At 70.5% G+C, this 26341-nt stretch carries 24 protein-coding genes; 17 read left to right on the top strand and 7 right to left on the bottom strand.

Annotation, left to right across the window (positions count from 1 at the left end):
• Positions 1 to 27: 27 nt before the first annotated feature.
• Positions 28 to 720: a hypothetical protein gene (locus AC07TY_RS04200; RefSeq protein ID WP_494784404.1), complete on the bottom strand. Its 693-nt coding sequence runs from the start codon at positions 718 to 720 to the stop codon at positions 28 to 30.
• Positions 721 to 828: 108 nt separating this feature from the next.
• On the opposite strand from AC07TY_RS04200, the gene AC07TY_RS04195 reads away from it, so the two are divergent.
• The 3 genes from AC07TY_RS04195 (at position 829) to AC07TY_RS04185 (ending at position 2646) form a co-directional block, all read left to right on the top strand.
• The gene (locus tag AC07TY_RS04195; RefSeq protein WP_494784403.1) at positions 829 to 1209 is read left to right on the top strand and encodes a VOC family protein; all 381 of its coding nucleotides are present in this window, start codon (positions 829 to 831) and stop codon (positions 1207 to 1209) included.
• Between the two features lie 155 nt (positions 1210 to 1364).
• Positions 1365 to 1718: a hypothetical protein gene (locus AC07TY_RS04190; protein ID WP_494784402.1), complete on the top strand. Its 354-nt coding sequence runs from the start codon at positions 1365 to 1367 to the stop codon at positions 1716 to 1718.
• Positions 1719 to 1776: 58 nt separating this feature from the next.
• Entirely contained in the window at positions 1777 to 2646 is an 870-nt protein-coding gene (locus AC07TY_RS04185) for an NUDIX domain-containing protein (protein WP_494784401.1), read from the top strand.
• A 91-nt stretch (positions 2647 to 2737) separates the two neighbouring features.
• Here AC07TY_RS04185 and AC07TY_RS04180 read toward each other — a convergent pair whose 3' ends face one another.
• Positions 2738 to 4429 carry a S1C family serine protease gene (locus tag AC07TY_RS04180; RefSeq protein ID WP_494784400.1) on the bottom strand — a complete coding sequence of 564 codons (1692 nt, stop codon included), beginning with the start codon at positions 4427 to 4429 and terminating at the stop codon, positions 2738 to 2740.
• A 186-nt stretch (positions 4430 to 4615) separates the two neighbouring features.
• Between AC07TY_RS04180 and AC07TY_RS04175 the strand changes: the two genes are divergently transcribed.
• The 3 genes from AC07TY_RS04175 to AC07TY_RS04165 all read left to right on the top strand — a co-directional run bounded on the left by AC07TY_RS04175 (position 4616) and on the right by AC07TY_RS04165 (position 6539).
• The gene (locus AC07TY_RS04175; protein WP_123504414.1) at positions 4616 to 5104 is read left to right on the top strand and encodes an FHA domain-containing protein; all 489 of its coding nucleotides are present in this window, start codon (positions 4616 to 4618) and stop codon (positions 5102 to 5104) included.
• Positions 5104 to 5802, top strand: coding sequence for a transcriptional regulator FtsR (gene ftsR, locus AC07TY_RS04170; RefSeq protein ID WP_123504415.1), 699 nt, complete (start codon positions 5104 to 5106; stop codon positions 5800 to 5802). The genes AC07TY_RS04175 and ftsR overlap by 1 nt, the downstream gene beginning before the upstream one ends.
• 158 nt (positions 5803 to 5960) lie before the next feature.
• A complete protein-coding gene (locus tag AC07TY_RS04165; protein WP_123504416.1) occupies positions 5961 to 6539 on the top strand; it encodes a MerR family transcriptional regulator in 579 nt (192 codons plus the stop codon).
• Between the two features lie 80 nt (positions 6540 to 6619).
• Here AC07TY_RS04165 and AC07TY_RS04160 read toward each other — a convergent pair whose 3' ends face one another.
• Positions 6620 to 7435: a ParA family protein gene (locus tag AC07TY_RS04160; RefSeq protein WP_123505136.1), complete on the bottom strand. Its 816-nt coding sequence runs from the start codon at positions 7433 to 7435 to the stop codon at positions 6620 to 6622.
• 114 nt (positions 7436 to 7549) lie between these two features.
• Here AC07TY_RS04160 and AC07TY_RS04155 point away from each other — a divergent pair, with 114 nt between their 5' ends.
• Both AC07TY_RS04155 and AC07TY_RS04150 read left to right on the top strand, forming a co-directional pair.
• On the top strand, positions 7550 to 10948 hold the full coding sequence (locus AC07TY_RS04155; protein ID WP_488626130.1) for a pyruvate carboxylase: 3399 nt from the start codon (positions 7550 to 7552) through the stop codon (positions 10946 to 10948).
• A gap of 37 nt (positions 10949 to 10985) precedes the next feature.
• On the top strand, positions 10986 to 11477 hold the full coding sequence (locus AC07TY_RS04150) for a peptide deformylase (RefSeq protein ID WP_123504418.1): 492 nt from the start codon (positions 10986 to 10988) through the stop codon (positions 11475 to 11477).
• A 152-nt stretch (positions 11478 to 11629) separates the two neighbouring features.
• Here AC07TY_RS04150 and AC07TY_RS04145 read toward each other — a convergent pair whose 3' ends face one another.
• The gene (locus AC07TY_RS04145; RefSeq protein ID WP_494784399.1) at positions 11630 to 12988 is read right to left on the bottom strand and encodes an AMP-binding protein; all 1359 of its coding nucleotides are present in this window, start codon (positions 12986 to 12988) and stop codon (positions 11630 to 11632) included.
• A 109-nt stretch (positions 12989 to 13097) separates the two neighbouring features.
• On the opposite strand from AC07TY_RS04145, the gene AC07TY_RS04140 reads away from it, so the two are divergent.
• The 3 genes from AC07TY_RS04140 to AC07TY_RS04130 all read left to right on the top strand — a co-directional run bounded on the left by AC07TY_RS04140 (position 13098) and on the right by AC07TY_RS04130 (position 16223).
• Entirely contained in the window at positions 13098 to 14066 is a 969-nt protein-coding gene (locus tag AC07TY_RS04140; protein ID WP_488626132.1) for an ROK family glucokinase, read from the top strand.
• 36 nt (positions 14067 to 14102) lie between these two features.
• Positions 14103 to 14792, top strand: coding sequence for a lysophospholipid acyltransferase family protein (locus tag AC07TY_RS04135; protein ID WP_123504420.1), 690 nt, complete (start codon positions 14103 to 14105; stop codon positions 14790 to 14792).
• A gap of 99 nt (positions 14793 to 14891) precedes the next feature.
• On the top strand, positions 14892 to 16223 hold the full coding sequence (locus AC07TY_RS04130) for a class II 3-deoxy-7-phosphoheptulonate synthase (RefSeq protein ID WP_488626711.1): 1332 nt from the start codon (positions 14892 to 14894) through the stop codon (positions 16221 to 16223).
• Positions 16224 to 16395: 172 nt separating this feature from the next.
• Here AC07TY_RS04130 and pknB read toward each other — a convergent pair whose 3' ends face one another.
• Together pknB and AC07TY_RS04120 are read right to left on the bottom strand one after the other, a co-directional pair.
• Positions 16396 to 18399 carry a Stk1 family PASTA domain-containing Ser/Thr kinase gene (gene pknB, locus AC07TY_RS04125; RefSeq protein WP_494784398.1) on the bottom strand — a complete coding sequence of 668 codons (2004 nt, stop codon included), beginning with the start codon at positions 18397 to 18399 and terminating at the stop codon, positions 16396 to 16398.
• Positions 18400 to 18567: 168 nt separating this feature from the next.
• Complete coding sequence (locus AC07TY_RS04120) at positions 18568 to 19875, bottom strand: LysM peptidoglycan-binding domain-containing protein (RefSeq protein WP_494784397.1); 1308 nt, start codon at positions 19873 to 19875, stop codon at positions 18568 to 18570.
• Positions 19876 to 20044: 169 nt separating this feature from the next.
• On the opposite strand from AC07TY_RS04120, the gene AC07TY_RS04115 reads away from it, so the two are divergent.
• Complete coding sequence (locus AC07TY_RS04115; protein WP_123504422.1) at positions 20045 to 20401, top strand: Rv2175c family DNA-binding protein; 357 nt, start codon at positions 20045 to 20047, stop codon at positions 20399 to 20401.
• A 36-nt stretch (positions 20402 to 20437) separates the two neighbouring features.
• Here AC07TY_RS04115 and AC07TY_RS04110 read toward each other — a convergent pair whose 3' ends face one another.
• Positions 20438 to 21559 (bottom strand): polyprenyl synthetase family protein, encoded by a 1122-nt coding sequence (locus AC07TY_RS04110; protein WP_494784396.1) that lies wholly within the window; start codon positions 21557 to 21559, stop codon positions 20438 to 20440.
• A gap of 190 nt (positions 21560 to 21749) precedes the next feature.
• Here AC07TY_RS04110 and AC07TY_RS04105 point away from each other — a divergent pair, with 190 nt between their 5' ends.
• From AC07TY_RS04105 to AC07TY_RS04085, 5 genes are all read left to right on the top strand, one after another.
• Positions 21750 to 22160 carry an SCO2097 family morphological protein gene (locus tag AC07TY_RS04105; RefSeq protein WP_123504424.1) on the top strand — a complete coding sequence of 137 codons (411 nt, stop codon included), beginning with the start codon at positions 21750 to 21752 and terminating at the stop codon, positions 22158 to 22160.
• Between the two features lie 220 nt (positions 22161 to 22380).
• On the top strand, positions 22381 to 22812 hold the full coding sequence (gene mraZ / locus AC07TY_RS04100; protein ID WP_123504425.1) for a division/cell wall cluster transcriptional repressor MraZ: 432 nt from the start codon (positions 22381 to 22383) through the stop codon (positions 22810 to 22812).
• A 102-nt stretch (positions 22813 to 22914) separates the two neighbouring features.
• Positions 22915 to 23868, top strand: coding sequence for a 16S rRNA (cytosine(1402)-N(4))-methyltransferase RsmH (gene rsmH, locus AC07TY_RS04095; RefSeq protein ID WP_123504426.1), 954 nt, complete (start codon positions 22915 to 22917; stop codon positions 23866 to 23868).
• The gene (ftsL, locus tag AC07TY_RS04090) at positions 23865 to 24476 is read left to right on the top strand and encodes a cell division protein FtsL (RefSeq protein WP_494784395.1); all 612 of its coding nucleotides are present in this window, start codon (positions 23865 to 23867) and stop codon (positions 24474 to 24476) included. The genes rsmH and ftsL overlap by 4 nt, the downstream gene beginning before the upstream one ends.
• Positions 24477 to 24492: 16 nt before the next feature.
• Complete coding sequence (locus tag AC07TY_RS04085) at positions 24493 to 26295, top strand: peptidoglycan D,D-transpeptidase FtsI family protein (protein ID WP_233579743.1); 1803 nt, start codon at positions 24493 to 24495, stop codon at positions 26293 to 26295.
• Positions 26296 to 26341 lie beyond the last annotated feature (46 nt).

Here is a 26341-nt window from a genome sequence, read left to right as displayed (position 1 = left end):
CCTCCGCCCGGCCGGGAGCAGGCGCGGTCAGCAAAACGTGTACGCGACCGGCAGGTCGTCGGGCACGCCGCCGGGCTGCGCGAACGCCACCTCGACACCCGTCTGCAGGGCCGCCCGCAGCAGTCCGGCGCGCGTCGGCACGAGCGCCAGACGGTCGGCGTCGTCGAGCCCGAGGTCGCCGACCTCGCCCAGCCAGGGCGCCCCGCGCAGGGCGACCACCGTCTGCTCGCCGAAGCCCGCGTCGCCGAGCGTCAGCACGCCGACGCGGCCCGCCCGCAGCGACCGCACGGTGTCGCGCACGCCGAGGCCGTCGTACCGGGTCGGCGCGCCACCGCCGTCGACGGTGCCGAATGCGGCCAGCACCGGCGCCACGTCGGGCACGAAGCCCGTGCCTCCGGTGTCGTGCCCGGCGCGGTCGCCGAGCAGGAGCTCGCTGAGCAGGAGATTGCCGTCGCGGGCGACGACGAAGCGGCTGGCGCGGCCCGGGACATCCGGCGCGACGGCCATGGCGGCGTCGATCGCGTCGATGTCGGGTTCGGGTGCGCCGGCCGACCAGAGGCGCTGGCGGAGGGTGTGGCGGCGCGAGTCGAGCCAGCCGTCGGGCCGGGTGCGGTCGCCCTGGACGGTCAGGTGGGCCCACGACGTGAGCGGACCGCCGAGCGCGACGTCCGCCAGCGCACGGTGCAGCGCCTCGGGAACGGACACGCGGGTGTCGGTCATCGAATCCTCACTGATTCTCGGGGTGGTGGGTTCCCGAGTCGTTCGAGAGCATTCCGACATCGAACCACCAGTGGCATGCTGATGCAACATCGACACGAAGGAGTCGTCATGCTCACCACATCTCACGCGTTCTCCGGTTTCGCCGTCCGCGACGTCAACGCCGCCCGGAAGTTCTACGGGGGAGTGCTCGGGTTCTCCGTCGAGCAGAACGGGATGGGGATCCTCGACATCGCGCTTCCCGGCGGCGCCCACGTCATCGCCTACCCGAAGGACGACCACGTGCCCGCCGTCTTCACGATCCTCAACTTCGAGGTCGCCGACATCGACGCGGCGGCCGACGAGCTCGAGGCCGCCGGGGTCTCGCTCGAGAACTACGGCGGCTGGGCCGACGAGCGCGGCATCATGCGCGGCAAGGCGGCCGATCGGGGGCCCGACATCGCCTGGTTCCTCGACCCCTCGGGCAACATCCTCTCGGTTCTCGCCAACTGAGCCGCTGTCCGGTCGAGCCGCGGTCGACCTGACGGCCCGGGTATCCTTGCTGGGCCATGCCAGCTGACCAGACGGACCCGACGCCGCCCTCGGAGCCGACGCGCCCCGCAGTCCCGACGCCGCCCGCGGTCTCGCCGCCGCAACCGGTGACGTCCATGTCGCTCCGAGCCGAGCGCCTGCGCCGCCGCATGGCGCAAGCCGCGGGGGCACGCGTCGACGGGGCCGATCCGGGCCTCTCGCCGGCGCCGGCCGTGCGCGACCCCGAGCTGACGAACCGCTTCGCGATCGCGGGCATCATCGTCGGGATCGGCGCGGTCTTCGTCAGCGGCTTCTACGTGCTCCCGGCGCTCGGCCTGGTCTTCGGCGCCCTCGGCCTCCACCGGTCGCGCGTGCTCGTCGCCCGGGGCAAGGCGGCCTTCGGGCGCCGCCGCTCGCTCTGGGCGATGGGGCTCGGCCTCTTCGGCGTCGCCCAGTACTCCTACCTCCTGTTCGTCGCACCGCTGTTCTGATCCGGTCGAGGGCGGCGCTGGTCGTTCACCCGGCGCCAACAGTGGCAAGCTTCATGGTGTGACTGTTCACGGACCCGCCGACGGCTGGGTCGTCGCGCCCGACGGCCGCAAGTACTGGGGCAAGGCCGGTGCGGCCGGTCTCCTGATCGTCGACTCCCAGCACCGCGTCCTCCTGCAGCACCGCGTCGCATGGAGCCACTTCGGCGGCACCTGGGGGATCCCCGGCGGCGCCCGCCAGTTCGACGAGTCCGCCGTCGACGGAGCCCTCCGCGAGAGCGCCGAAGAGGCCTCCGTGCCCGCCGACGCCCTCCGCATCGAGTTCACCTCGGCCGTCGACCTCGGCTTCTGGTCGTACACGACCGTCGTCGCCACGGCGATCCGCCCGTTCGAGGCGGTCATCGGCGACGGCGAGAGCGAGGCGCTCGAGTGGGTGCCGGTCGACGCCGTCGACGCGCTCCCCCTCCACCCCGGATTCGCCGCGTCGTGGAAGGGCCTCCGGCCGCTCCTCGACACCCGCGTCGCCCTGATCGTCGACTCCGCCAACGTCGTCGGCTCGAAGCCCGACGGCTGGTGGCGCGACCGGGTGGGCGCGACCGAGCGCCTCGCCGCCGACCTGGGCCGCCTCGCCGCCGGGGGAGTCCCCGGCGCCCTCCTGACCGACGACCCGCTCGTCGCAACACGCTGGCCCGGCATCGTGCTCGTCGTCGAAGGAGAAGCGAAGGCCGCGCAGGAACTCCCGGCCCCCGACCTCCTGACCGTCGTCCGGGCTCCGGTCGACGGCGACTCCGCCGTGGTCGCCGAGGCCCGGGCCCGCGTCGGCTCGGCCCGGGTCGTCGTGGTGACCGCCGACCGGGAGCTCGCCTCGCGCTCGGCGGCCGTCGGGGCGACGGTGATCGGGCCGTCGGCGCTGCGCGACCTGCTCGCCTAGGCGGGCGCCCCGAGTTCCTGCGCCGTGCACCCTGCACGACGCGGAACGGCCGCCCACCCGGGGGTGGACGGCCGTTCGGTGACGCGGGTGGCTAGAGAGCCGGGCCCTCGCCGAGGGTGACGGTGACCGTGTGGCTGGCACCGGCCGAGTCGGTGTAGGTCACCGAGACGGAGTCGCCCGGGTCGTGCGACTGCACGGCGTCGGTTAGCGAGGTCGAGTCGGTGACCGTCGTGCTGCCGAGCTTCGTGATCGTGTCGCCGGCGACGAGCCCGGCCTTGGCGGCCGCGCTGCCCGAGACGGTTCCGGCGATGGTGACGCCGCTGCCGGTCGTGCCGGTCGACGTGGACGAGATCTGCGCGCCCAGGAAGGCCGGCAGGCCGATCTGGATCGTGCTGGTCGACGTGCCGTCGAGGATCTTGCCGGCGATGGTGAGGGCGTCCGAGATCGGGATGGCGTAGCCGGTCGTGTCGGAGGTGCCCGACGAGGCGGCCGTGATGATCCCGACGACCTTGCCGTCCGAGTTGCGGAGCGGGCCGCCGGAGTCGCCCGAGACCACGTCGGCGCTGACCTCGATCAGGTTCGACAGCGACTCGGTGCCGGTGCCGGACTCGCTCTGCACGGTGATGGACTGCTTGGTCGCGAGGACGGTGCCCTTCGCCGTGACGAGGCTGCCGGTGCCCTCCGCGTTGCCGGTGGAGTGGACGGTGTCGTCGGTCGAGACGGTGGCGTTCTGGCCGAAGGAGACCGTCTGCAGCCCGCTCGCGTCTTCGAGCTTGAGCACGGCGACGTCGTTCGTCGCGTCGGTGCCGACGACCTTGGCCGTGTACGACTTGCCGGTCGAGACCACCGTGACGGTGATGCTCGTGGCGCCCTCGACGACGTGGTTGTTGGTGAGGATCTCGCCGTCGCTGGTCATGACCATGCCGGTTCCGGCCGACTTCGACGACTCGTCGTAGTCGAGGGTCGACACGATCGTGACGACGCCCTGCTTCTCGGCGGACGTGGCCGCGGTGGCGTCGGCGGGAACGGTGCCGGTGCCGGAGCTCGACCCGTCGCTCGACGAGCCGCCGGAGCCGGGCAGCGTGCCCTGGCCGAAGCCGTAGGTGCCGCCTGTCGAACCCGATCCGGATGATCCGGAGCCGCTCGACCCGTTCGGGAGCTGCAGCGTCTGGCTCTGGCCGGCGGCGTCGGCCGCCTTCTCGCCGGTGGAGTGGCCGAGCGCGAAGGCGCCGCCGGCTGCTCCGACGATGATGACGCCCGCCGCGGCCGCGCCGACGATGGTCATCCAGCGCTTCGGCTTGCCCTTCGCGTTCTGGAACGCGGGCGGCACCGGGGCGCCGTAGCCGGAGGGCGCCTGGCCGTAGTAGCCGGGCTGCTGAGCGTAGTCGGGCTGCTGGCCGTACCCGGGCTGCTGGCCGTAGGGCTGGCCGTACTGCTGCTGCCCGTACGGCTGCTGCCCGTACGGCTGCTGGCCGTACGGCTGCTGGCCGTAGCCGGCCCGCTGCTGGGCCGCGTAGCCGTCGGCGCCCATCTCGGACCACTCCGAGCCGGCGGCGGGTGCCGCCTGCTGCGGTGCGCCCTGCTGCGGGGCCGCCTCGCTCACGTAGTGGGCGGGCGTCGGGCCGGTGCGGTGCGGGAGCGTGTGGGCCGTGGGGAGCTCTTCGGTGGCGCCATCGGCTGCGGCCTCGTTCTCGGGGGCCGACGTCGGCGTCGTGCTCTCCTCGCCCTGGGAGTCTTCGGGGGCTCCAGAAGCACCGGGCGTGGTGTTGCTGCTGTCGTTCATGATTGCCTTCCTGGGGCGGGTGGTGACGTGAATCCATACAAAGCGCCCAGTCATGGAAATCCCTATGACGACTCTGAGCGACAGTGGTGAAGACGGCAATAACCAGCCCAATGCCCGAACCTGCGAAATCCGGTGCTGAAGCTCGGTAACGATTCCGCTACGCTTGGGGGCCACAGGAGGTCCACGATGGCAGAGTCAGCCACCCCGTCGTCCGGCGCGGATAGCGCGCACGGTGACGCCCGCCCCGAGGTAGACACGACCCTCAGCTTTAACGAAGAGTTCCAGGCGCAGCTTGCTGCCCTCGAAGGCGGCGTGTCGTCCGACGAGCGCGAGGCCGTGTCCGCCCTGCCCTCCGGCTCCGCCCTCCTCGTGGTCCGCCGCGGTCCCAACATCGGAGCTCGCTTCCTGCTCGACGCCGACGTCACCGTCGCCGGCCGTCATCCCGACGCCGGCATCTTCCTCGACGACGTCACGGTCAGCCGCAAGCACGCCGAGTTCCACCGCCACGGCACCTCGTTCAGCGTCAAAGACCTCGGTTCGCTGAACGGCACCTACTTCGACGGCGTCCGCATCGACGAGGCCCTCCTCAGCGACGGCGCCGAGGTCCAGGTCGGCAAGTTCCGGCTCACCTTCTATGCGTCCCGAGTCGATCTCGCGAATCTGGCGACGAAGTAGTGCCGCGCGCTCTGGCCCGGGCGTCCACCGCCCAGGCTGCGCCGGATCTGTTGACCATCGGTCAGGTCCTCGCGCGCCTCAAGCCCGACTTCCCCGACCTCTCGAACTCCAAGCTCCGGTTTCTCGAAGAGCGCCAGCTCGTCACCCCCGTGCGCACCGCCTCGGGCTACCGCAAGTTCTCGCCCGACGACGTCGAGCGCCTCCGGTTCATCCTCGGGCTCCAGCGAGACCACTACCTCCCGCTGAAGGTGATCCGCGGGCACCTCGACGATCTCGACGCCGGCCGCCCCGTGAACCTCCCCACGGGCGCAGCGCCGACCTCGATGCTGGCTCAGCCCCGCCGGCTCAGCCGCGACGAGCTCATCGCCGAGACCGGGGCCACGGCGGCGCTCGTCGACGACGCTGTCGGCACCTCGCTGATTCCGGCCACCGATCTCTACGGCGACGAGTCGGTGCACGTCGTCTCCGCTCTCGTCGAGCTGAAGAAGTCGGGCATCGAGCCGCGTCACCTCCGGGCCCTCCGCGCCGCCGCCGATCGCGAGCTCGGCCTCATCGAGAGCGCCGTGGCACCGTCGGCCCGTCGGCGCGACGCCGCCGGTCGCGCGCGCGTCGCCGAGATGGCCCGCGAGATCGCCGAGCAGCTCGAGATCGTGCGCGGATCGCTGATCCGCACTGCGCTCGGCCGCCTCGATACGTAGACTGCTCTGACGACCTGCGACACGCCGCCCCGAGGGTGGCAAATGTCGCCGGGTCGAGGCGGGCCCGCCTGTACGGTTGACCCAGGTACAACCATCAACCCGATGTTGAACGTTAATGTGTCAATGTCCAGCGTGGTCGGCAACGTGAGAGGCACTTCATGAGCGAGACAGGTTCCCCCGAGGAAGCCTTCAGCGACGGTTCTCGCCCCTCGACCACCCCGGCCTACGGCGAAGAGCTGCTGTTCACCGACGGAATGGTCGAGCTCGAAGACGATCACGGCTACCGCGGCACCGCCGCCGCCCGCGCCGCCGGCATCAGCTACCGCCAGCTCGACTACTGGGCCCGCACCGGCCTCGTCGAGCCGACCGTCCGCAGTGCATCGGGCTCAGGATCGCAGCGCCTCTACGGCTTCCGAGACATCCTCGTGCTCAAGCTCGTCAAGCGGCTCCTCGACACCGGCATCTCGCTCCAGCAGATCCGCACCGCCGTCAACCAGCTCCGCGAGTCCGGGGTCAACGACCTCGCCCAGACGACGCTCATGAGCGACGGCGCCTCCGTCTACCTGTGCACCTCGAACGACGAGGTCATCGACCTCGTGTCGCGCGGTCAGGGCGTCTTCGGGATCGCCGTCGGCAAGGTGCTGCGCGAGGTCGAGCACAGCCTGGTCGAGCTCGACTCGACGCCCGCGATGGACCCAGCCGACGAACTCGCGGCCCGCCGCACCCGTACGGCCTAGACACTCCAGAACGGCGAGAACGGCAGTCCGCGGACTGCCGTTCTCGCCGTTGCAGTGTGTCTGGCGCCCTAGGAGGGTCTCTAGCGGGGCGCGGGGGTCTCGGCGTAGTCGCCGATCTTGGCCGTGCGCATGATGCGCTCGAGCAGCTGGTCGAAGTTGCGCGCCATCTCCTGCGCCGACTCGCCGGGCCACACGTGCAGAGGCTTCGCGGCACCCTGCGCCTGCTGCAGCGACGTCCGCTCCGGCAGCTGCGGCGAGAGCACGAGCGGCCCGAACATGTCGCGCAGCTCCTTGATCCGGAACTGGTGCTCGAGCGACTGCACGCGCGCCCGGTTCACGATGATGCCGAGGGGCTGGAGGCGAGGCGAGAGGCCGCGGCGGATCTCCTCGATCGCGCGGAGGGCGCGGTCGGCGGCGGCCACCGAGAAGAGGCCGGGCTCGGTGACGACGGTGACGCGGTCGGACGCCGCCCACGCGGTGCGCGTGAGTGCGTTGAGCGACGGCGCGCAGTCGATGAGCACGAGGTCGTAGTCGGCCTCGACGTTCGCGAGGGCCTCCTCCAGCTTCCAGATGTCGCGGATCGACGGGTGCGGCCCGTCGAAGTTGATGGCCGACGGGCTGCCGATCATGACGTCGATCTTGCCCTGGCGCCCCTTCGTCCAGCCGGAGGGCGCGATCGCCGCGCGCACCGTCTTCTCTTTCGGGGAGGCGAGGACGTCGGCGACGTTGAGGTGCCCGGCCACCGTGATGTCGAGGCCCGTGGACACGTCGGACTGCGGGTCGAGGTCGACGACCAGGGTCCGTAGGCCCTTGGCGAAGGCCGCCGACGTGAGTCCGAGCGTCACGGTCGTCTTGCCGACGCCGCCTTTGAGTGAGCTGACGCTGAGTACATGCACGTTGAACACGATAGCTTCACTACTGTTGAAGCACCTAAAAGCCGACAGCGAACCGCGGGGCGATCCGAGGGATTCCCAGGTGCGGCGCCGGCCCCTCCGAAAGGCACGAACCCTGTGTTCTCCAAGATCCTCGTAGCCAACCGCGGCGAAATCGCGATCCGCGCCTTCCGGGCGGCCTATGAGCTCGGTGCCCGCACCGTGGCCGTCTACCCGTACGAAGACCGCAACTCGATGCACCGGCTCAAGGCCGACGAGGCGTACCAGATCGGCGAGATCGGCCACCCGGTCCGCGCGTACCTCGACGTCGCCGAGATCGTGCGCGTCGCCGTCGAGTCGGGCTGCGACGCCATCTACCCGGGCTACGGCTTCCTCTCCGAGAACCCGGAGCTCGCCGAGGCCGCTGCCAGAGCCGGCATCACCTTCATCGGCCCGGGCCAGCACGTGCTCGAGATGGCCGGCAATAAGGTCACCGCGAAAGAGAAGGCGATTGCCGCGGGCGTGCCCGTCCTGAAGTCGACGCCCGCCAGCCGCGACATCGAGGAGCTCATCAGCGGTGCCGACGAGATCGGCTTCCCCGTCTTCGCCAAGGCCGTCGCCGGCGGAGGCGGGCGCGGCATGCGCCGGGTCGATGAGCCCGAAGACCTCCGCGCCGCGCTCGAGGCAGCCATGCGCGAGGCCGACAGCGCGTTCGGCGACCCGACCATGTTCGTCGAGCAGGCGGTCGTGCGTCCCCGCCACATCGAGGTGCAGGTGCTCGCCGACGCGACCGGCGAGACCGTCCACCTCTTCGAGCGCGACTGCTCGGTGCAGCGCCGCCACCAGAAGGTCGTCGAGATCGCCCCGGCGCCGAACCTCGACGAGGGCATCCGCCAGGCGATGTACCGCGACGCGATCGCCTTCGCGAAGTCGATCGGCTACGTCAACGCCGGCACGGTCGAGTTTCTGCTCGATACCGCGGGGGAGCGCGCCGGCCAGCACGTCTTCATCGAGATGAACCCGCGCATCCAGGTCGAGCACACGGTCACCGAAGAGGTCACCGACGTCGACCTCGTCCTGACGCAGATGCGCATCGCGTCCGGCCAGACCCTCGCCGACCTGCACCTCGAGCAGAGCGACATCCACCTGCACGGCGCGGCCCTCCAGACCCGCATCACCACGGAAGACCCGAACGCCGGCTTCCGCCCCGACACCGGCCGCATCACGACGTACCGATCGCCGGGCGGCTCGGGCATCCGCCTCGACGGCGGAACGATCAACCCCGGCACGCAGATCAGCCCGCACTTCGACTCGATGCTGGTCAAGATGACCGCGCGCGGCCGCGACTTCACGGCGGCGGTCACGCGCGCCAAGCGCGGGCTCGCCGAGTTCCGCATCCGCGGCGTCTCGACGAACATCCCGTTCCTGCAGGCCGTCCTCGAAGACCCGGCCTTCGCCGCGGGCGACCTCAGCACCGCCTTCATCGAGGAGCGACCCCAGCTCTTCGAGGGCCACGTCTCGCGCGACCGCGGCACCAAGATCCTCACCTGGCTTGCCGACGTCACGGTGAACCAGCCCAACGGCCACGGCGAGGGCGCGATCGACCCCGCGCTCAAGCTCCCGTCGATCGACCTCACCGAGGCCCCGGTCGCAGGAACTCGACAGCAGCTCCTCGAGCTCGGCCCGGCGGGGTTCGCCGGCGCCCTCCGCGCCCAGACCCGCCTGGCGGTCACCGAGACGACGATGCGCGACGCCCACCAGTCGCTCCTGGCCACCCGCGTCCGCTCGAAAGACCTCCTCGCCGTCGCGCCGTACGTCGCGCGCATGACCCCCGACCTCTTCAGCGTCGAGGCCTGGGGCGGGGCGACCTACGACGTCGCCCTCCGCTTCCTCGGCGAGGACCCGTGGCAGCGGCTCGCGTCGCTCCGCGAGTCGCTCCCGAACATCGCCATCCAGATGCTCCTGCGCGGCCGCAACACCGTCGGGTACACGCCGTACCCGACCGAGGTGACCGAGGCGTTCGTCCACGAGGCCGCCGCGACGGGCGTCGACATCTTCCGCATCTTCGACGCGCTCAACGACGTGTCGCAGATGCGTCCGGCGATCGACGCCGTGCTGGCGACCGGCACCACCGTCGCCGAGGTCGCCCTGTGCTACACCGCCGACCTCCTGGACCCGAGCGAAGAGCTGTACACGCTCGACTACTACCTCCGCCTCGCCGAGCAGATCGTCGACGCCGGCGCGCACATCATCGCGATCAAGGACATGGCGGGTCTTCTCCGCGCCAGCGCCGCCGAGAAGCTCGTCGGCGCCCTGCGCGAGCGCTTCGACCTGCCCGTGCACGTGCACACGCACGACACCGCCGGCGGCCAGCTGGCCACGCTGCTCGCCGCGGCGCGCGCCGGAGCCGACGCCGTCGACGTCGCCAGCGCGCCGATGGCCGGCACGACGTCGCAGCCGTCCGCCTCGGCTCTCGTGGCAGCCCTCGCGCACACCGAGCGCGACACCGGCCTCTCGCTCGCCGCCGTGAGCGACCTCGAGCCGTACTGGGAGGCCGTGCGCCGCGTCTACAAGCCGTTCGAGTCGGGCCTGCCCGGCCCCACCGGCCGCGTCTACTCGCACGAGATCCCCGGCGGCCAGCTGTCGAACCTGCGCCAGCAGGCCATCGCCCTCGGCCTCGGCGACCAGTTCGAGAAGGTCGAGGACTGGTATGCCGCGGCCAACCGGATCCTGGGCCGCCCGACGAAGGTCACGCCGTCGTCCAAGGTCGTCGGCGACCTCGCCCTGCAGCTCGCGGCGGCCGACGCCGACCCTGCCGAGTTCGAGGCCGACCCGTCGAAGTTCGACATCCCCGACAGCGTCATCGGCTTCATGGCCGGCGAGCTCGGCGATCTGCCCGGCGGGTGGCCCGAGCCGTTCCGCACGAAGGTGCTGGCGGGCCGCGACGTGAAGATCGGGGTGGAGCCCGTCGATCCTGCCGACCTGGAGCTCTTGAAGGAGCCCGGCCGCGCACGGCAGGAGACCCTGAACCGCCTCCTGTTCGCCGGCCCGACGAAGCAGTACCGCGAGGTCGTCGACACCTACGGAGACCTGTCGGTCGTCGCCACGCCCGACTACCTCTACGGCCTCAAGCCCGGCGTCGAGCACACGGTGCCCGTCTCGCGCGGCGTGAACCTCTACATCGGCCTGGAGGCCATCGGCGAGGCGGACGACAAGGGCGTGCGCACGGTCATGACGACGATCAACGGCCAGCTGCGCCCGGTGTTCATCCGCGACCGGTCGATCGAGGTCTCGCAGAAGTCGGCTGAGAAGGCCGACCGCACGCAGCCCGGCGAGGTCGCGGCGCCGTTCTCGGGCGTCGTGACGCTCAAGGTCGCAGCGGGCGATCGCGTGGAGGCCGGAGCCGCCATCGCGACCATCGAGGCGATGAAGATGGAGGCGGCGATCACCAGCCCGGTGGCCGGCGTCGTCGAGCGCCTCGCCATCCCCGTGACGCAGCAGGTCGACGCCGGCGACCTCCTGGTCGTGGTGAAATAGTCCGCCCCCTGATCTCGCCGCACTGGAGTCTCCCGGAATGACCGACCGCCCCATCCGCCTGTTCGGCGACCCCGTCCTGCGCAGCCCCTCCGACCCGGTGACGGTCGGCGACCCCGGCCTCGCCGATCTGGTGCAGGATCTCCTCGACACCGTCACCCTCCCCGGCCGCGCGGGAGTCGCCGCCTGCCAGATCGGCGTCGGCCTCCGGGCGTTCAGCTACAACGTCGACGGCGAGATCGGCTACGTGCTCAACCCCGTGCTCGTCGAGACGCGAGGCGAGGCCGACCTCGTCGACGAGGGCTGCCTCTCGGTGCCCGGGTTCTACTTCCCGCGCCGGCGGTTTCCGTGGGCTCGCGTCGAGGGCGTCGACCTCGACGGCAACCCCGTCGTGCTCGAGGGCGAGGGCCTCATGGCGCAGGCGCTCCAGCACGAGACCGACCACCTCGACGGGCAGCTCTACGTGATGGGCCTCGATCCCGAGATCAAACGCGATGCCATGAGGCAGATCCGGGAGAGCGACTGGTTCTGATCCGGTGCGCCCTTCGCGGCTGCGCCGCGGGGGCGTGGTGCCGGCCGGCGCCGGGCTGCGCGAGGTGGCCGTGGGCGTCGGATCGGCGGGGGCTCGGCGACGGCGGGGGCCATCTCGGCGCGCGGCCGACCCCGGCGAATCCGCCAGGCGAGTCAGCGGTCGGCCAGGAAGACCCGACCGCCCTCGACCTCGCCGAAGAGGCCGGTGTCGAGCCAGTCGGCTCCGTCGGGCGGGACGACGCCGGGGCCGCGCAGGCCGATGCCGCCGGCGGGGCCGACGGCCACCTCGACGCCGGCGAGCGGGGCGCCGACGCCGCCGACGGGCCGCTCGAACGCATCGTCGTACCGCTCGACGAGGGCCGGGCCGGTGGTCCGTACTCCGCCGAGCGCCTCGAGGGGTCGCACGTCGAGCGCGCGCATCAGGTGCCGCAGCCGCAGCGGCAGCGACTCCTCGTCGGCCAACGACACGACGACGCGCACGCGGCCGCCGACGGCCTTCCGCAGGCCCCTCAGCACGAGCGCGTCGGCGAGGGCGAACCGGGTCTTGAGCCCGCGCGGCACGGTCCCGGCCTCGAGCGCGGCCGAGTGCTCGACCGCGACCTCGAGCGCCTGCTTCAGCGCAGGGCCCCGGCTGGTCTGCTCGGCGCGAGCGAGCGTGGCCTCCTCGACGGCCTCGTAGGTCGCCGGGCGGGCGACGAGCAGCGTCGGCCGGAACGATGCCAGAGACTCGATGAGCCGCGCCGGGTCGGCGAGGTGGCCCAGGCGCGAGCCGGTCGAGAGGGCGAGCAGCGTCGTGACGCGGGCGAAGGCGTCTGTACCCGGCAGGATCTGCAGCACGGCGGTGTCCTCCCCGTCGACGGCCCCCGACCCCGCCAGGGCGAGGCCGAGCTCGACGGCCCGCGACACCAGGTCGGCGTGCGTGAGCTCGACGACGACGCCGGCGGAGTCGGCCATCAGCGCGGCGACGGCGGCGGGGTCGACGGCCGCGGCGCGAGCCGCGAGTTCCTGCGCGCTGATCCCGGCGCCGAGCTCGGCGAGCTTGTCGAGGTCGCCTAGGCCGATCTGCCAGGCCTCGGCCACCAGGGGCAGGTCGCCGTGGATCTCGTCGAACCGGGCGAAGTCGCGCACCGTCTCGACGACGATGGCGCGGGCACGGGTCTCCTCGAGCACGGCGAGCAGCTCGGTGGGCCCGTCGAGAGGAGAGAGGGGAAGCACGACGGCGCCGGCCAGAGCGGCGGCGAGGTCGACGAGGGCCACCTCGAACCGGCTGGTGCTGAGCACGGCGATCACGTCGCCCGCCTGCAGCCCGGCCGCCATGAATCCGGACGCCAGAGAGCGAGCCCGATGCAGGAACTCGCCCGCCGTCAGATCGAACCAGCCGCCGAACGCGTCAGGGATCCCGATCAGAGCGGCCTCGGGCGTGGCCTCGAGAGCCGGGACGACCAGGGCGCCGATCGTGCCGTCGGGCAGGAGCGCCGGTTGTGAGACTTGGGCCTCGACGGGGTCGTCCACGGGCAGCTCCTCTCGCCCGGGGTCGGGCCGTTCCACTGTAGCGGCCACCCGTCCGGACCCGTGGCGGGGCCGCCCTCTGCCCGCGCCGCGCCGGGTAGAGTGATTGCTCGTGCAGGCAATCGGAATCGACATCGGCGGGACGAAGATCGCAGGGGGCGTGGTCACCGAGCTCGGCGAGATCGTCGCCGAGAGGCGGGTTCCGACCCCCACCGGCAACGACTCGCAGGCGATCGTCGACGCCGTCGTCGCCATGATCGACGAGCTCCAGCAGGTCGCGCCGACCTCCGGGGGAGACGTGATCGCCGCCGGCGTCGCCGCGCCCGGCTTCATCGACGCCGCCCAGTCGACCGTCTACTACACGCCGAACATCCCGTGGCGCAACGAGCCTCTCCGCGCGCGCCTGAGCGAGAAGCTCGACCTCGACATCACCATCGACAACGACGCGAACGCGGCCGGCTGGGCCGAGTTCCGCTTCGGAGCCGGCCGCCTCGTCAGCGACATGACCATGCTCACCATCGGCACCGGCGTCGGCGGAGCGATCGTCACCGAAGACCGCCTGTTCCGCGGCGGCTTCGGCACCGGCGGCGAGCTCGGCCACATGCGCATCGTGCCCGGCGGCCTCGAGTGCGGCTGCGGGGCCCGCGGCTGCATCGAGCAGTACGGCTCGGGCCGTGCCCTGCTGCGCATGGCCGGCGAGGTCGCCGACCGCGGCGGCGCGACCGGCAAGGCGCTCGGCGACATCCGCGTGAAGAACGGCGAGCTGACCGGCCACGACGTGGCCGGCCTCATGGCCGCAGGCGACCCCGGCGCGCTCGAGGCCCTCGCCGAGCTCGGCACCTGGCTCGGCCAGGCGTGCGCGTCGCTCAGCGTGATCCTCGACCCGCAGCTCTTCGTGTTCGGCGGCGGCGTCGCCCAGGCCGGCGAGCTGCTGCTGAAGCCCGTGCGCGACGCCTACCTCGAGCATCTCCCAGCCCGCGGCTTCCACCCCGAGCCCGACTTCGTCATCGCCGAGCTCGTCAACGACGCCGGCGTCGTGGGTGCCGCCGACCTGGCCCGCACGCACGCAGCCAAGCTCTAGACTGCCTACGCCCGACGCAGCCAAGGGAGACCGCCGATGTTCTACTGGATCATGAAGACGTTCCTCTTCCGGCCGATCCTGCTGTCCGTCTTCCGGCCCTGGGTCGTCGGCAAGCAGCACGTGCCCGAGTCGGGCCCCGTGATCTTCGCGTCGAACCACCTCTCGTTCGTCGACTCGATCTTCCTGCCCCTGGTGCTCGAGCGCCGTATCTCGTTCCTGGCCAAGAGCGACTACTTCACCGGGCGCGGCGTGCGCGGCATGCTCACCAAGTTGTTCTTCAACGCCACCGGCCAGCTCTCGATCGACCGCTCTGGCGGCAAGGCCTCCGAGGCCTCGCTCAACACCGGCCTCGCCGTGCTCGCCCGGGGCGAGCAGCTCGGCATCTACCCTGAGGGCACGCGCAGCCCCGACGGGCGCCTGTACCGCGGTCGCACCGGCGTCGCGCGCATGATCCTCGAGGGTCGCGTCCGCGTCATCCCCGTCGCCATGATCGACACCCAGAAGGTCATGATTACCGGCTCGAAGCGGCCTCACCTGCACCGCATCGGGGTCGTCTTCGGCGAGCCTCTCGACTTCAGCCGCTTCGAGGGTCTGGAGGGCGACCGGTTCATCCTGCGCTCCATCACCGACGAGATCATGCACGAGCTGGCGACCCTCAGTCGGCAGGAATACGCCGACGTCTACGCGTCTTCGGTCAAGGAGAGGCGAGCCGTCCTTTCGCGATAGGCTCCCCTGGTCGAGATCGACTGATCGACGACCTGCCATCACCTAATTGAGGACGCCGTGCTCCAGACCGATTTCCCAGTCATCTCCGCCGATCCCGACGTGATCGCAGGACTGGACTATTGGCGCACGCTCCCCATCAAGCAGCAGCCGCAATGGGCCGACTCGACGGCCGTCGAAGCGGCTTCGGCCGAGATCGCCACGTACCCGCCGCTGGTCTTCGCCGGCGAGGTCGACACGCTCCGCGCCCGTCTCGCCGAGGCGGCCGCCGGCAACGCGTTCCTCCTCCAGGGCGGCGACTGCGCCGAGACCTTCGCCGACGCCACGGCCGACAACATCCGCAACCGGGTCAAGACGATCCTGCAGATGGCCGTCGTGCTCACCTACGGCGCCAGCGTGCCCGTCATCAAGATGGGCCGCATGGCCGGCCAGTTCGCGAAGCCGCGCTCCAGCGACTTCGAGACCCGCGACGGCGTGACGCTTCCGGCGTACCGCGGCGACATCATCAACGGGTACGACTTCACCCCCGAGTCACGGCAGCCGGATCCTGCGCGCCTCGTCCGCGGGTACCACACCAGCGCCTCGACGCTGAACCTGATCCGGGCCTTCACCCAGGGCGGGTTCGCCGACCTGCGCCAGGTGCACTCGTGGAACAAGGGCTTCGCCTCGAACCCCGCGAACGTCATGTACGAGCACCTCGCCAAAGAGATCGACAAGGCCGTCCGCTTCATGGAGGCCGCCGGCGCCGACTTCGACGAGATGAAGCGCGCCGAGTTCTACACCTGCCACGAGGCGCTGCTCATGGACTACGAGCGCCCCATGACCCGGATCGACTCGCGCACCGGCACCCCGTACGCCCTGTCGAGCCACTTCCAGTGGATCGGCGAGCGCACGCGCGACCTCGACGGTGCACACGTCGACTTCCTGTCGCGGGTGCGCAACCCGATCGGCGTCAAGCTCGGCCCGACGACGACGCCCGACGACATGATGCGGCTCATCGACAAGCTCGACCCCGAGCGCGAGCCCGGCCGTCTCACGTTCATCACGCGCATGGGCGCCGGCACGATCCGTGACGCCCTGCCGCCGCTGCTCGAGGCCATCAAGGGCGCCGACGCGACTCCGCTGTGGGTCAGCGACCCCATGCACGGCAACGGCATGACGACGCCCTCCGGCTACAAGACCCGGCGCTTCGAAGAGATCGTCGACGAGGTCAAGGGCTTCTTCGAGTCGCATCGCGCCGCGGGCACCCACCCGGGCGGCATCCACATCGAGCTCACCGGCGACGACGTCACAGAGTGCCTCGGCGGATCGGAGCACATCGACGAGGCCACCCTCGCGACGCGCTACGAGAGCCTCTGCGACCCGCGCCTGAACCACATGCAGTCGCTCGAGCTCGCGTTCCTCGTGGCCGAAGAGCTCGCCGGCAACAACTAGCGGCGCCGCGCCCAGCCCCGAGACCCCCGTCGACTCCCGTCGGCGGGGGTCTCGTCTTGTGCCCCCCCCCGCCAAAATTCAAGGAGATATTTGCCGCAGCGGCCCGAGATCGCTGTCGCGCCGTCGACGAGGCCGAGAATCTCCTTGAATTTCGGGCGGCCGGCCCTCCGGCCTAGCCGATCCCGAACGCGTTGTACTTGAGCGTGATCGTGTCGCCCCGGAAGCCGGTCGCTGTCGCGCCGGGGTCGGAGCTCGACACGGTGAGCAGCGACTTCCAGTTGACGAGCACGCAGGCCGCTGCCGGCGTGCACGCCTTGTAGGCGACCTTGAAGCCGAGCCCGGTGAGCTGCTCCTCGGCGGAGCGGATCGACTTGCCTGTGACGTCGGGCACCGTGATCGGCTGCGGCCCCTTCGACACGACGAGGTCGATCGTCGAGCCTTCGACGACCGCGCCGTCGGCCGCCGCCGCCTGGCGGATCACCTGACCCTGGGGCACGCTGTCGCTGTACTCGCTCGAAGCCTCGACGCCCTGCAGGTTGACGGCCTCGAGCGTGGACTGCGCTTCAGAGAGCGCCTTGCCCGTGACGTCGGGTACTCCGCCGAGCGACACGGTGAGAGTGACCGGACGCTTCTCCTTGTATGTCGTGGCCGAGCCGAGGTCGACGGTGTCGCCGGCCGAGTTCTTGCCGGCGACCGACAGCACGGTGCCTTTAGCGGCCGACCCGTCGAATCGGTAGGTCGAGTCGCCTACGGTGAACGAGCCGAGCTGCGACTTCGCGGTGTCTTCGGCCTCGCCGACGACGGCGGGGAAGGGCAGCGACTGCGGTCCCTGCGAGATCACGAGCACGACCTTGGCGCCCTTGGCCACCGTCGCGCCGCCGCGGGGCCGGGTGCCGAGCACCTGGCCGATGGCGATGTCGGGGTCGAACTGCTTGACCCGCTGGGAGCTGACCGCGAAGCCGTCGCCCTCGAGCGTCGACGTCGCCTGCGCGACGCTGGAGTTCGCGATCGACGGGACGACGGCGTGGGCACCCGGGCCGTTCGAGAACCACCAGCCGACCGCGCCGGCGACGAGGGCGAGGACGATGACGATGGCGAGCCAGACGACGCCGCGGCGGCGGCGGGCGCGCGCCTTGCGGGTCAGGGCGGCGGCGTTGTCGGTCGGCGCTCCGGCGGGCAGGACCGGCCCGGTGCGGTGGCGGCCCTTCGCGAGGATCAGGGTGTCGCCCGTGGAGCCGGGGCCGGACGTCGGCCCGGTGCTCTGCGCCGGGGCCGGGCCGACCGGTGCCATCGCGGCCGGCAGCACCATGGTCTTCTGGATGCCCGTGGGCGCTCCGCCGCCGCGCTGCAGCTCGAGCAGGTGGTCGAGCATGGCGCGGGCGTCGCGGGGCCGCTGGTCGGGGTCGCGGGCTGTCGCCCACAGCACCAGCTCGTCGAGCTCGGCGGGAACGCGCGGATTCACCGAGCTCGGCATCGGCACGGTGTCGTTGGCGTGCTGGTAGGCGATCTGCATCGGCTGGTCGCCCTTGTACGGCTGCTCGCCGGTGAGCATCTCGAAGAGCATGATGCCGAGGGCGTAGATGTCGCTGCGGGTGTCGGCGATGCCGCGGGTCACGAGCTCAGGAGAGAGGTACGCGATCGTCCCGAGCAGCGCCGCACCCGTGGCCGTGTTGGCCGAGGCGGCGCGGGCGAGGCCGAAGTCGCCGATCTTGATGCGGCCGTCGTCCGCCAGCAGCACGTTCTCGGGCTTGAGGTCGCGGTGCACGATGCCGGAGCGGTGGGCGGCCGCGAGACCGGCGAGCACGGCCTCCAGGATGTCGGTCGCCTGGTCGGCGGTGAGCACGCGGTGGTCCTGGAGGAGCTCGCGCAGCGTGATGCCGGGCAAATACTCCATGACGATGTAGGCCGACTCGTCGTCCTGCCCCTGGTCGTAGACGTTGACGACGTTGGGGTGCGCCAGCCGGGCGGCCGAGCGCGCCTCCTGGATGAAACGCTCCTTGAAGTTCTCGTCGTCGGCGAGGTGGCCGTGCATGATCTTCACGGCGACCGGGCGCTCGAGCCGCTGGTCGGAGGCGAGGTAGACCGTCGCCATGCCGCCGCGGGCGATGCGTGAGCGGACCTGGTATCGACCGTCGATCAGACGGCCGATCATCGGGTCGGATTGGCTGGAGCTCACGCCGAGAATGCTACGGAAAGCGGGGCGACCGCCACTCGCGGCTCACCGCCGAGGGTCAAACCGTTATGTGCGAGTTGCCCGGATCTATGCCTTCCCGACAGCGAGTTGCCCAGATCCGGGCGTTCTCGGCGTCGAGTTGCCGCGTTCTGGGCGCACGGCGGGCAGCCCCTAGAGGCTCGCGAGCCAGATGCGCGCCGACCGCTCCCATTTGGCATACGCCGTCGGATACGCCGAGCGCTGCACCGACTGCGCGGCCTGCGTCACGGTCATGCGCGACCAGCCGCGCACGTCGAGCAGCCCGGACGTCGACCCGGCGTTCGGGTTGTGCGATCCGCCGTAGAACAGCCGCGCCGCGTGGGCGGTGTCGAGCAGTTGCTTCCTCGAGCCCCAGCCCTGGCTCGGCCGCTGCTGGAACAGCCCCACCGAGTCGCGATCGCCCCACGACAGGTTGTAGAGGCTCGACTCCTGGGCCGCCGCCGCGAGGGCGATGACGATGCCGTAGTCGCTGACGCCCAGCGACCGTCCGACGGCGATGATCGTGCGGGCATTGGCGCGCTGCTCGGCGTCGAGGGCCGACGCGGGCACCGAGCCCGACTTCTGCACGGGGCTGGTCGCGGTCGAGGCCGCCGCGACGGTCGCCGCCTTCGACGGGATCGTCAGCTTCTTGCCGGCGTAGATCGTGCTGGTCCAGCTGAGGCCGTTGGCGCTCATCAGCTTCTCGACCGTGGTCGAGTGCGCCTTGGCGATCGACGAGAGCGTGTCGCCCGACCGGATGACGTAGTGCGAGCTCGACGAGCTCGACGAGCTCGACGACGAGGCAGAGGGGGCGCTGGAACTCGAGGTGGTCCCCTTTCCCGGGATCGTCACCTTCTGTCCGGGGTAGATGATGCTGGCGAGCCCCAGGCCGTTCGCCTTCAAGAGGGCGGCCGTGGTCACACCGTGCCGCGCGGCGATCGACGAGAGCGTGTCGCCCCGTACCACGGTGTAGCGGCCTCCGGCGCTCGTCGTCGAGGCGGTGCTCTTCGTCGTCGTGCCGGCGCTCGCCTTGGCCGACGACAGGTGCAGCGTCTGTCCGGGGTAGATCGTCGACTTCCAGCTCAGGCCGTTCATCGCGAGCACCGACGCGGTGGAGAGGCCGTACCGGCCGGCGATGCTCGAGACCGTGTCGCCCTTCTTGACCGAGTAGGTGGTGGGCGCGGAGGCCGTCTCGATGTGCGCCGAGGCGAGTTCGACGTCGGGCGTGTCGGTGGTGACGGCCGTCAGGTCGAACGTGGTCGACTCCGTCGCCCTCACTGGGTCGGGGCTGACGCCGGGGCGCTTCTGGTGCGGCTGGACGTGGTCGGCCGCCAGGAGCGGTCCGGTGACGTTCGCGCTGACGAGCATCGACGAGGCGAGCACGATCGGGACGGTGCCGAGCATGCCGCGTCCCATCCGGTACGCGGCCGTGCGGGATGCGGGTCGTTCCTGTTCGGTCATTGATGTCCCCTGGTGTGATCCGACGGCGCCCGACCGGCGTGTCGACGTCGTCAACCGTGACACACCTGTATAGGCGAGTCAACTCATGAGGCGGGTGTGGCTGATGTGACTTGGGCCCCAAAGCGGGGGAGGGGCACCGGCCCCCGCGAACCCGTGGCACTCTTGAGGGGTGACCGAACTCTCGACGCGACCCTGGTTCGCAGACACGGCCTGGCTGACCCTCCCCGATGCAGCGGAGAAGCTCGGCACCACCGCAAGCCGCGTGCGGCGCCTCCTCGAAGAGCACGTGCTCATCGCTACCCGGGTCGACGGCGTCCGCAAGATCCCCGCGGTGCTCATCGTCGACGGCGAGCCCATGCACGAGATCCGCGGCACCCTCACGGTGCTCGCCGACAACCACTTCACCGACGACGAGGCCCTCGACTGGCTTCTGTCGGACGACGACGCGCTGGGGACGAGCCCGGTCGCGGCGCTTCAGGCGGGGCGGAAGGCCGAGGTGCGGCGCGTCGCGCAGTCGATGCTCTGATCTGTCGGGCTGGCGCCCCCCGCGGCAGCGACGCCCTCAGGCGCTGCGGGCCGTGACCGTCTCGGCCAGCTGCGAGAGCTGCTGCCGAGCACTGCCCGACAGGGGCGCCGAGATGATCGCGCGCTGCGCCTTCTCGACCTGCTCGGCGATCGACTCCTCGATCGCGTCGACAGCACCCGACTCGCGGATCGTCGCCTGCAGCATCTGGACCTGGTCGTCGTCGAGCTCCGGGTCTCCCAGCAGCTCGTCCAGCAGTCGGACCGCGTTGGCAGGGAGGGTAGCCCGCGCGGTCGCGATCAGCACGGTGCGCTTGCCCTCGCGGAGGTCGTCGCCGGCGGGCTTGCCGGTCACCTGCGGGTCGCCGAAGACGCCGAGGAGGTCGTCGCGCAGCTGGTAGGCGATGCCGAGCGGCAGGCCGAAGGCGCTCAGCGCGTCGAGCACCGGCGTCTCGGCCCCGGCCATCGCCGCGCCGATCCGCAGGGGCGCCTCGACCGAGTACTTCGCCGACTTGTAGACGATGACGCGTTGCGCCCTCGACAGCAGGAGCTCGTCGTCGACGCTGCCCCAGGCGCTCTCCTCGAGGATGTCGAGGTACTGCCCGACCGTCACCTCGGTGCGCATGCGGTTGAACTCGCGCCGCGCCGCGAGGGCAGCCGCGCGCGACTCGAGCGAGTCGAACGCCTCCGAGACGAGCTCGTCGCTCCACGAGAGGAGGAGGTCGCCGAAAAGGAGCGCGGCGTTGCGCCCGAAGGCCTCGCCGTCGCCGAGCCATGACTCGTCGCGGTGAAGGCCTTCGAAGCGGCGATGGGCTGCCGGCTGCCCGCGACGGGTGTCGCTGTTGTCCATGATGTCGTCGTGCACGAGCGCCGCTGCGTGGAAGAACTCCAGGCCGGCCGACGCCGTCATGACGCTCGCGAGCGCCTCTCGACCCGAGCCGCTGGAGAGCGGGTCGAAGCTGGTGGCCAGACCCGCGACGGACTGCCATCCCCAGTAGCAGAAGAGGGCCCGGAACCGCTTGCCGCCGTGCAGCAGATCGGCCGAGAAACGGGAGAAGGGGTCGAGGTCCGAGCCGATGCTGTCCAGATGCGGACGCTGTCCCCGGAGGAAGGTATCGATCCGGTCTTGAACGACGTCTACTAACCGCGTACTCTCAGCCACGCCGCCTAGCCTAACCACAGCTGGCGGTCGTAAGATCGGTAGCTACCAGCCGCGCACGAAACGACCGGTCCGACCGGGCGATTCCGTGCCAGCACCACCAGTCTCAGGCTCAGCCTGTAGGGGCTCTGCCTGAAGAGGCTCAGCCCGAAGGGGCTCCGCCTGAAGAGGCTCAGCCTGAAGGGAAATCAAGATGCCTCTTTCCGAACAGGAGCAGCGGCTGCTCGAAGAGATGGAGCGCAGCCTCTACAACAACGACTCCGACTTCGTCACCACCATGAACTCGCGTCGAGGACGACCGAGTTACACGCTGGTCGTCGTGGGCATCCTCGGTGCGTTGGCAGGTGTCGCCGTTGTCGTCGCCGGCGTCGCCTTCCGCCAGCCGCTCATCGGCGTCGCGGGCTTCATCCTCCTTCTTGCGGGTGCCCTCTTCGCTATTGCTCCTCCCCGTCGACGTGGCTCCCTCGGGCCTGCACCGGTCCCTCCCCAGTCCTCCACTCCGGGCGGCTCCGCCGGGCGCAATGGCCGCAAGGCGGGTGGCGGCAGCATGATGGACCGCCTCAACGATCGCTGGGACCGCCGCCAGGGCGGCGACGAGCGCTGACCTCCTCTTCTTCTGAAAGGGCCGACCTCCGGGTCGGTCCTTTTTTGTGGTGAAACGCGCCTCGGACGCCTGATTCACTCCATTTTCCTCCACCCCGCAGACCCTTGTGTCTGCGGGGTTTTTGCATGTCATCGACCCCCCGTTCGGGCCAAGGCATCGCTTTGGTGGCGCAGTGTGGAGTAAAGTGGAGGAAACGGCGGGCGAGTGGGGGTGACGTGCAGTGTTCCTCGGTACCTACGCGCCGCGCCTCGACGAGAAAGGCCGGATCATCCTTCCTGCGAAGTTCCGCGACGAGCTGGCCTCCGGCCTCGTGATGACGCGTGGGCAGGAGCGCTGCGTGTACGTCTTCAGTCAGCGCGAGTTCGAAGTCGTCCACTCGAACATCCGCAAGGCGCCCATCACGAGCAAGCAGGCCCGCGACTACCTCCGCCTGTTCCTGTCCGGCGCCTCGGACGAGATCCCCGACAAGCAGAACCGTGTGACGATCCCTGCGAACCTCCGGGCGTACGCCGGCCTCAGCCGCGACCTCACCGTGATCGGCGCCGGCAACCGGGCTGAGATCTGGGATACCGCGGCGTGGAACAGCTACTACGACGAGCACGAATCCTCCTTCTCCGACACCACGGAGGAGGTGATCCCCGGGCTCCTCTGACGCCCTCGGCCCTGACTCCCAGCCGTCCACCCCTGGCACACCTTCCCCGGTGCCAGGTGGGATGGATGGGGATCAGGGCCGAGGAATCAGACTCCGTCACTCATGGCAGACGACCAGATCCACGTTCCCGTCCTGCTCGAGCGCACCCTCGAGCTCCTCGCCCCCGCGATCTCCACGCCCGGTGCCGTCGTCGTCGACTGCACGCTCGGCATGGGCGGCCATTCGTCGGCGATGCTGTCGCGCTTCCCCGAGCTCACCCTCGTGGGGCTCGATCGCGACACCGAGGCCCTGGCGATCGCGGGGGAGCGGCTCGCCCCGTTCGGCGACCGCGCGAAGCTGGTCCACACCGAGTACGACGGCATCGGCCGCGCGCTCGACGGGCTGGGCATCCCGGAGGTGACGGGGGTCCTCTTCGACCTCGGCGTCTCTTCGCTGCAGCTCGACCAGGTCGACCGCGGGTTCTCGTACTCGAAGGACGCCCCGCTCGACATGCGGATGGACCCGACCCAGGGCACGACCGCCGAGACCATCCTGGCCACGTACTCCGAGGCGGAGCTCCGCCGCATCTTTTACGAGTACGGCGAGGAGAAGCTGGCTCCGCGCTACGCCCGCCGCATCGTCGAGCGTCGTGCCGACACGCCTCTCGTCCGCAGCGGCGAGCTCGTCGACCTTCTCCAGGAGGCCACCCCGGCCGCCCTCAGCCGCGCCGGCCACCCCGCCAAGCGCGTCTTCCAGGCCCTGCGCATCGAGGTCAACGCCGAGCTGGCATCCCTCGAGTCGGCCCTTCCGACCGCCCTCGACCGCATCGCGGTCGGCGGGCGGATCGTCGTGCTCGCCTACCAGTCGCTCGAAGACCGGTTCGTCAAGCGCGAGCTCGCGGCACGGACGACGTCGACGGCACCCCGCGGGCTGCCGGTCGAGCTGCCCGAGCACCGCCCCGAGTTCTCCCTCCTCGTGCGCGGCGCCGAGCTCGCCAGCGATGAGGAGAAAGACGTCAACCCTCGTGCGACACCCGTGCGGCTGCGCGCCGCCGAGCGAATCCGGAGACAGGCATGAGCACCACCCTCGCCACCGCGCAGATCGGCCTCGAGCCCGATGAGAGCGTCCTCGACGATCTGGGTCCGCGCCGCAGTCCCATCGAGATCGTGTCGAGCCTGGCCCAGCGCCGCGCGCGACCCCGGCTCGTCTACGCGCTCATCGCCACCGCGGCGCTGTTCGTGCTGCTCCTGACCCAGCTCGCGATCAGCATCGCCCTGAGCCAGGGTGCGTACCAGATCTCGGCGCTGCAGAACGAGCAGACGACTCTGAACCGGTCCGAGGCGAAGTACTCCGAGAAGCTGCAGGTGCTGTCGTCGCCGCAGAACATCGCCAACAACGCGACAGCCCTCGGAATGGTCCGCAACCAGAACCCGGTCTACCTCGACCTGAACACGCTCAAGGTGTTCGGCACGCCCACTCCCGCGGCCTCCGACGCCGCGACGAGCGACAACCTCGTGGCGAACAGCCTCCTCAAGGGCGTTCCCGTCGTGACGAAGTCCACGAAGAGCACCGCGGCGAAAGACTCAGCCGACTCTTCGTCGACGACGGGCGCGGCAGACGTGAAATCCGCCACCGGTTCCGTAACGTCGAATTCGAACGAGCTGGCGGCACCAGAGACCCGCTAGCGGTGAGGAATGCTCTGTGAGTAACGCCCGACGAGGCAAGCTGAGTCCGGCCGCGATCGCGCACCGGGGGCGTCGCCGTCGCGCGACGGTCGCGGGCATCGTGATCTTCGCGCTCGTCGCGATCTTCGTGGTCCGCCTCGTCGACATCCAGGTGGTCCAGGCCGCGTCGCTGAACACGGACAGCCAAGACAAGAGGAGCGTCCCGCAGACGCTCTACGGCGACCGCGGCGACATCCTCGACACGAACGGCAAGGTGCTCGCGGCGACCGTCCTCCGCTACGACATCCTCGCCGTGCCGAAGTACGCGCAGGCGGGTTACAGCGTCACGTCCAAGAAGGGCGTGAAGACGACCTACACGCTGGCGCAGGCGTCGAAGCAGATCGCGTCCGCGACCGGGCAGAAGTCCTCGACCGTGCTCAAAGCTCTGACGGCCGACAAGACGAGCCTGTACGCGAAGGTCGCCAGCGCCGTAGACGTCGACTCCTACAACCGGATCGTCAAGCTCGGCATCTCGTGGCTGTCCCCGCAGCGCACCACCTCGCGGGTCTACCCCAACGGCGGGGTGGCGGGCAACCTGGTCGGATTCCTCGGCACCGACGGCGCGCAGCAGGGCCTCGAGTACATGTACGACAAGTGCCTCGCCGGAACGAACGGCGAGCAGACCTACGAGCGCGGCGCCGACGGCGTCAAGCTGCCCGGCAGCACGGTCACGACCAAGGAGGCGGTCGACGGCGGCACTCTGATGACGACCATCGACGAAGACCTCCAGTACCAGGTGCAGCAGGACCTCGATGAGCAGGTCACGGCTCTCGGCGCGCAGTCGGGCACCGCGATCGTCATGAAGGTCTCCGACGGATCGCTCCTCGCCGTGGCCGACTCCGACTCGGTCGACCCGAACGACGTCGACGGCACGCCGGTCACGAACCTTGGCTCGAAGGCGTTCACCGACTCGTACGAGCCCGGTTCGACGGTCAAGTCGCTGATCGCCGCCGCAGCCATCGACCAGGGCGTCGCGAACACCGGCACGCCGGAGACCGTCCCCTACAGCCGAACGTTCCCGTGGGGCGGCCGGATCAGCGACGCCGAGTTCCACCAGACCGAGCACCTGACGCTCGCGGGCATCCTGGCGAACTCGTCCAACGTGGGCATCACCCAGGTCGGCGAGCGGCTCTCGAAGCAGACGCGCTACGACTACCTCAAGAAGTTCGGCCTCGGCTCGCAGTCCGCGGTCGGCTTCCAGGGAGAGACGGTCGGCCAGCTGGGCACGCCGAGCAGCTGGGACAGCCAGACCGACATCAACTCGATGTTCGGCCAGGGCATCGCCACGTCGGCGATCCAGATCGCCAGCGCATACCAGACGCTCGCGAACGGCGGAGTCCGCATGCCGGCCACTCTCGTCAAGGGCTGCAAGCAGGCCGACGGGACCGTCATCGACAAGCCGAGCACGAGCGGCACGCGCGTCGTGTCGACGAAGGCCGCGCGCGACGTCGTCGACATGCTCGAGAACACCATCCCCGAGGGCACGCTCAAGGGCATGACGCCGATCTCGGGCTACAACGTCGCGGCCAAGACCGGCACGGCGCAGATCGCCGACGCGCCCGGGGGCGGATACGGCGACGACTACGTGATCTCGGTCGCCGGCATCGCTCCGGCCGAGAACCCCCAGTACGTCGTGCTCGTGACCTTCACGAAGCCGACTACGCTGAAGACTTCGTTCGCGGCGGCTCCGGCCTTCCGCGAGATAATGTCCCAGGTCCTGGAGACCTACCGGGTGAAGCCGTCGACCACGCCGGCCACCGACCTGCCAGACACGTGGTGACACAGGCCTGGCAGCACGCCACCTGGCAGCACGACACCCCCGGCTC

The sequence above is a fragment of the Frondihabitans sp. GW821-FHT04F02 genome (assembly GCF_059420045.1).
This window is presented reverse-complemented; position numbering and strand designations above follow the sequence as displayed.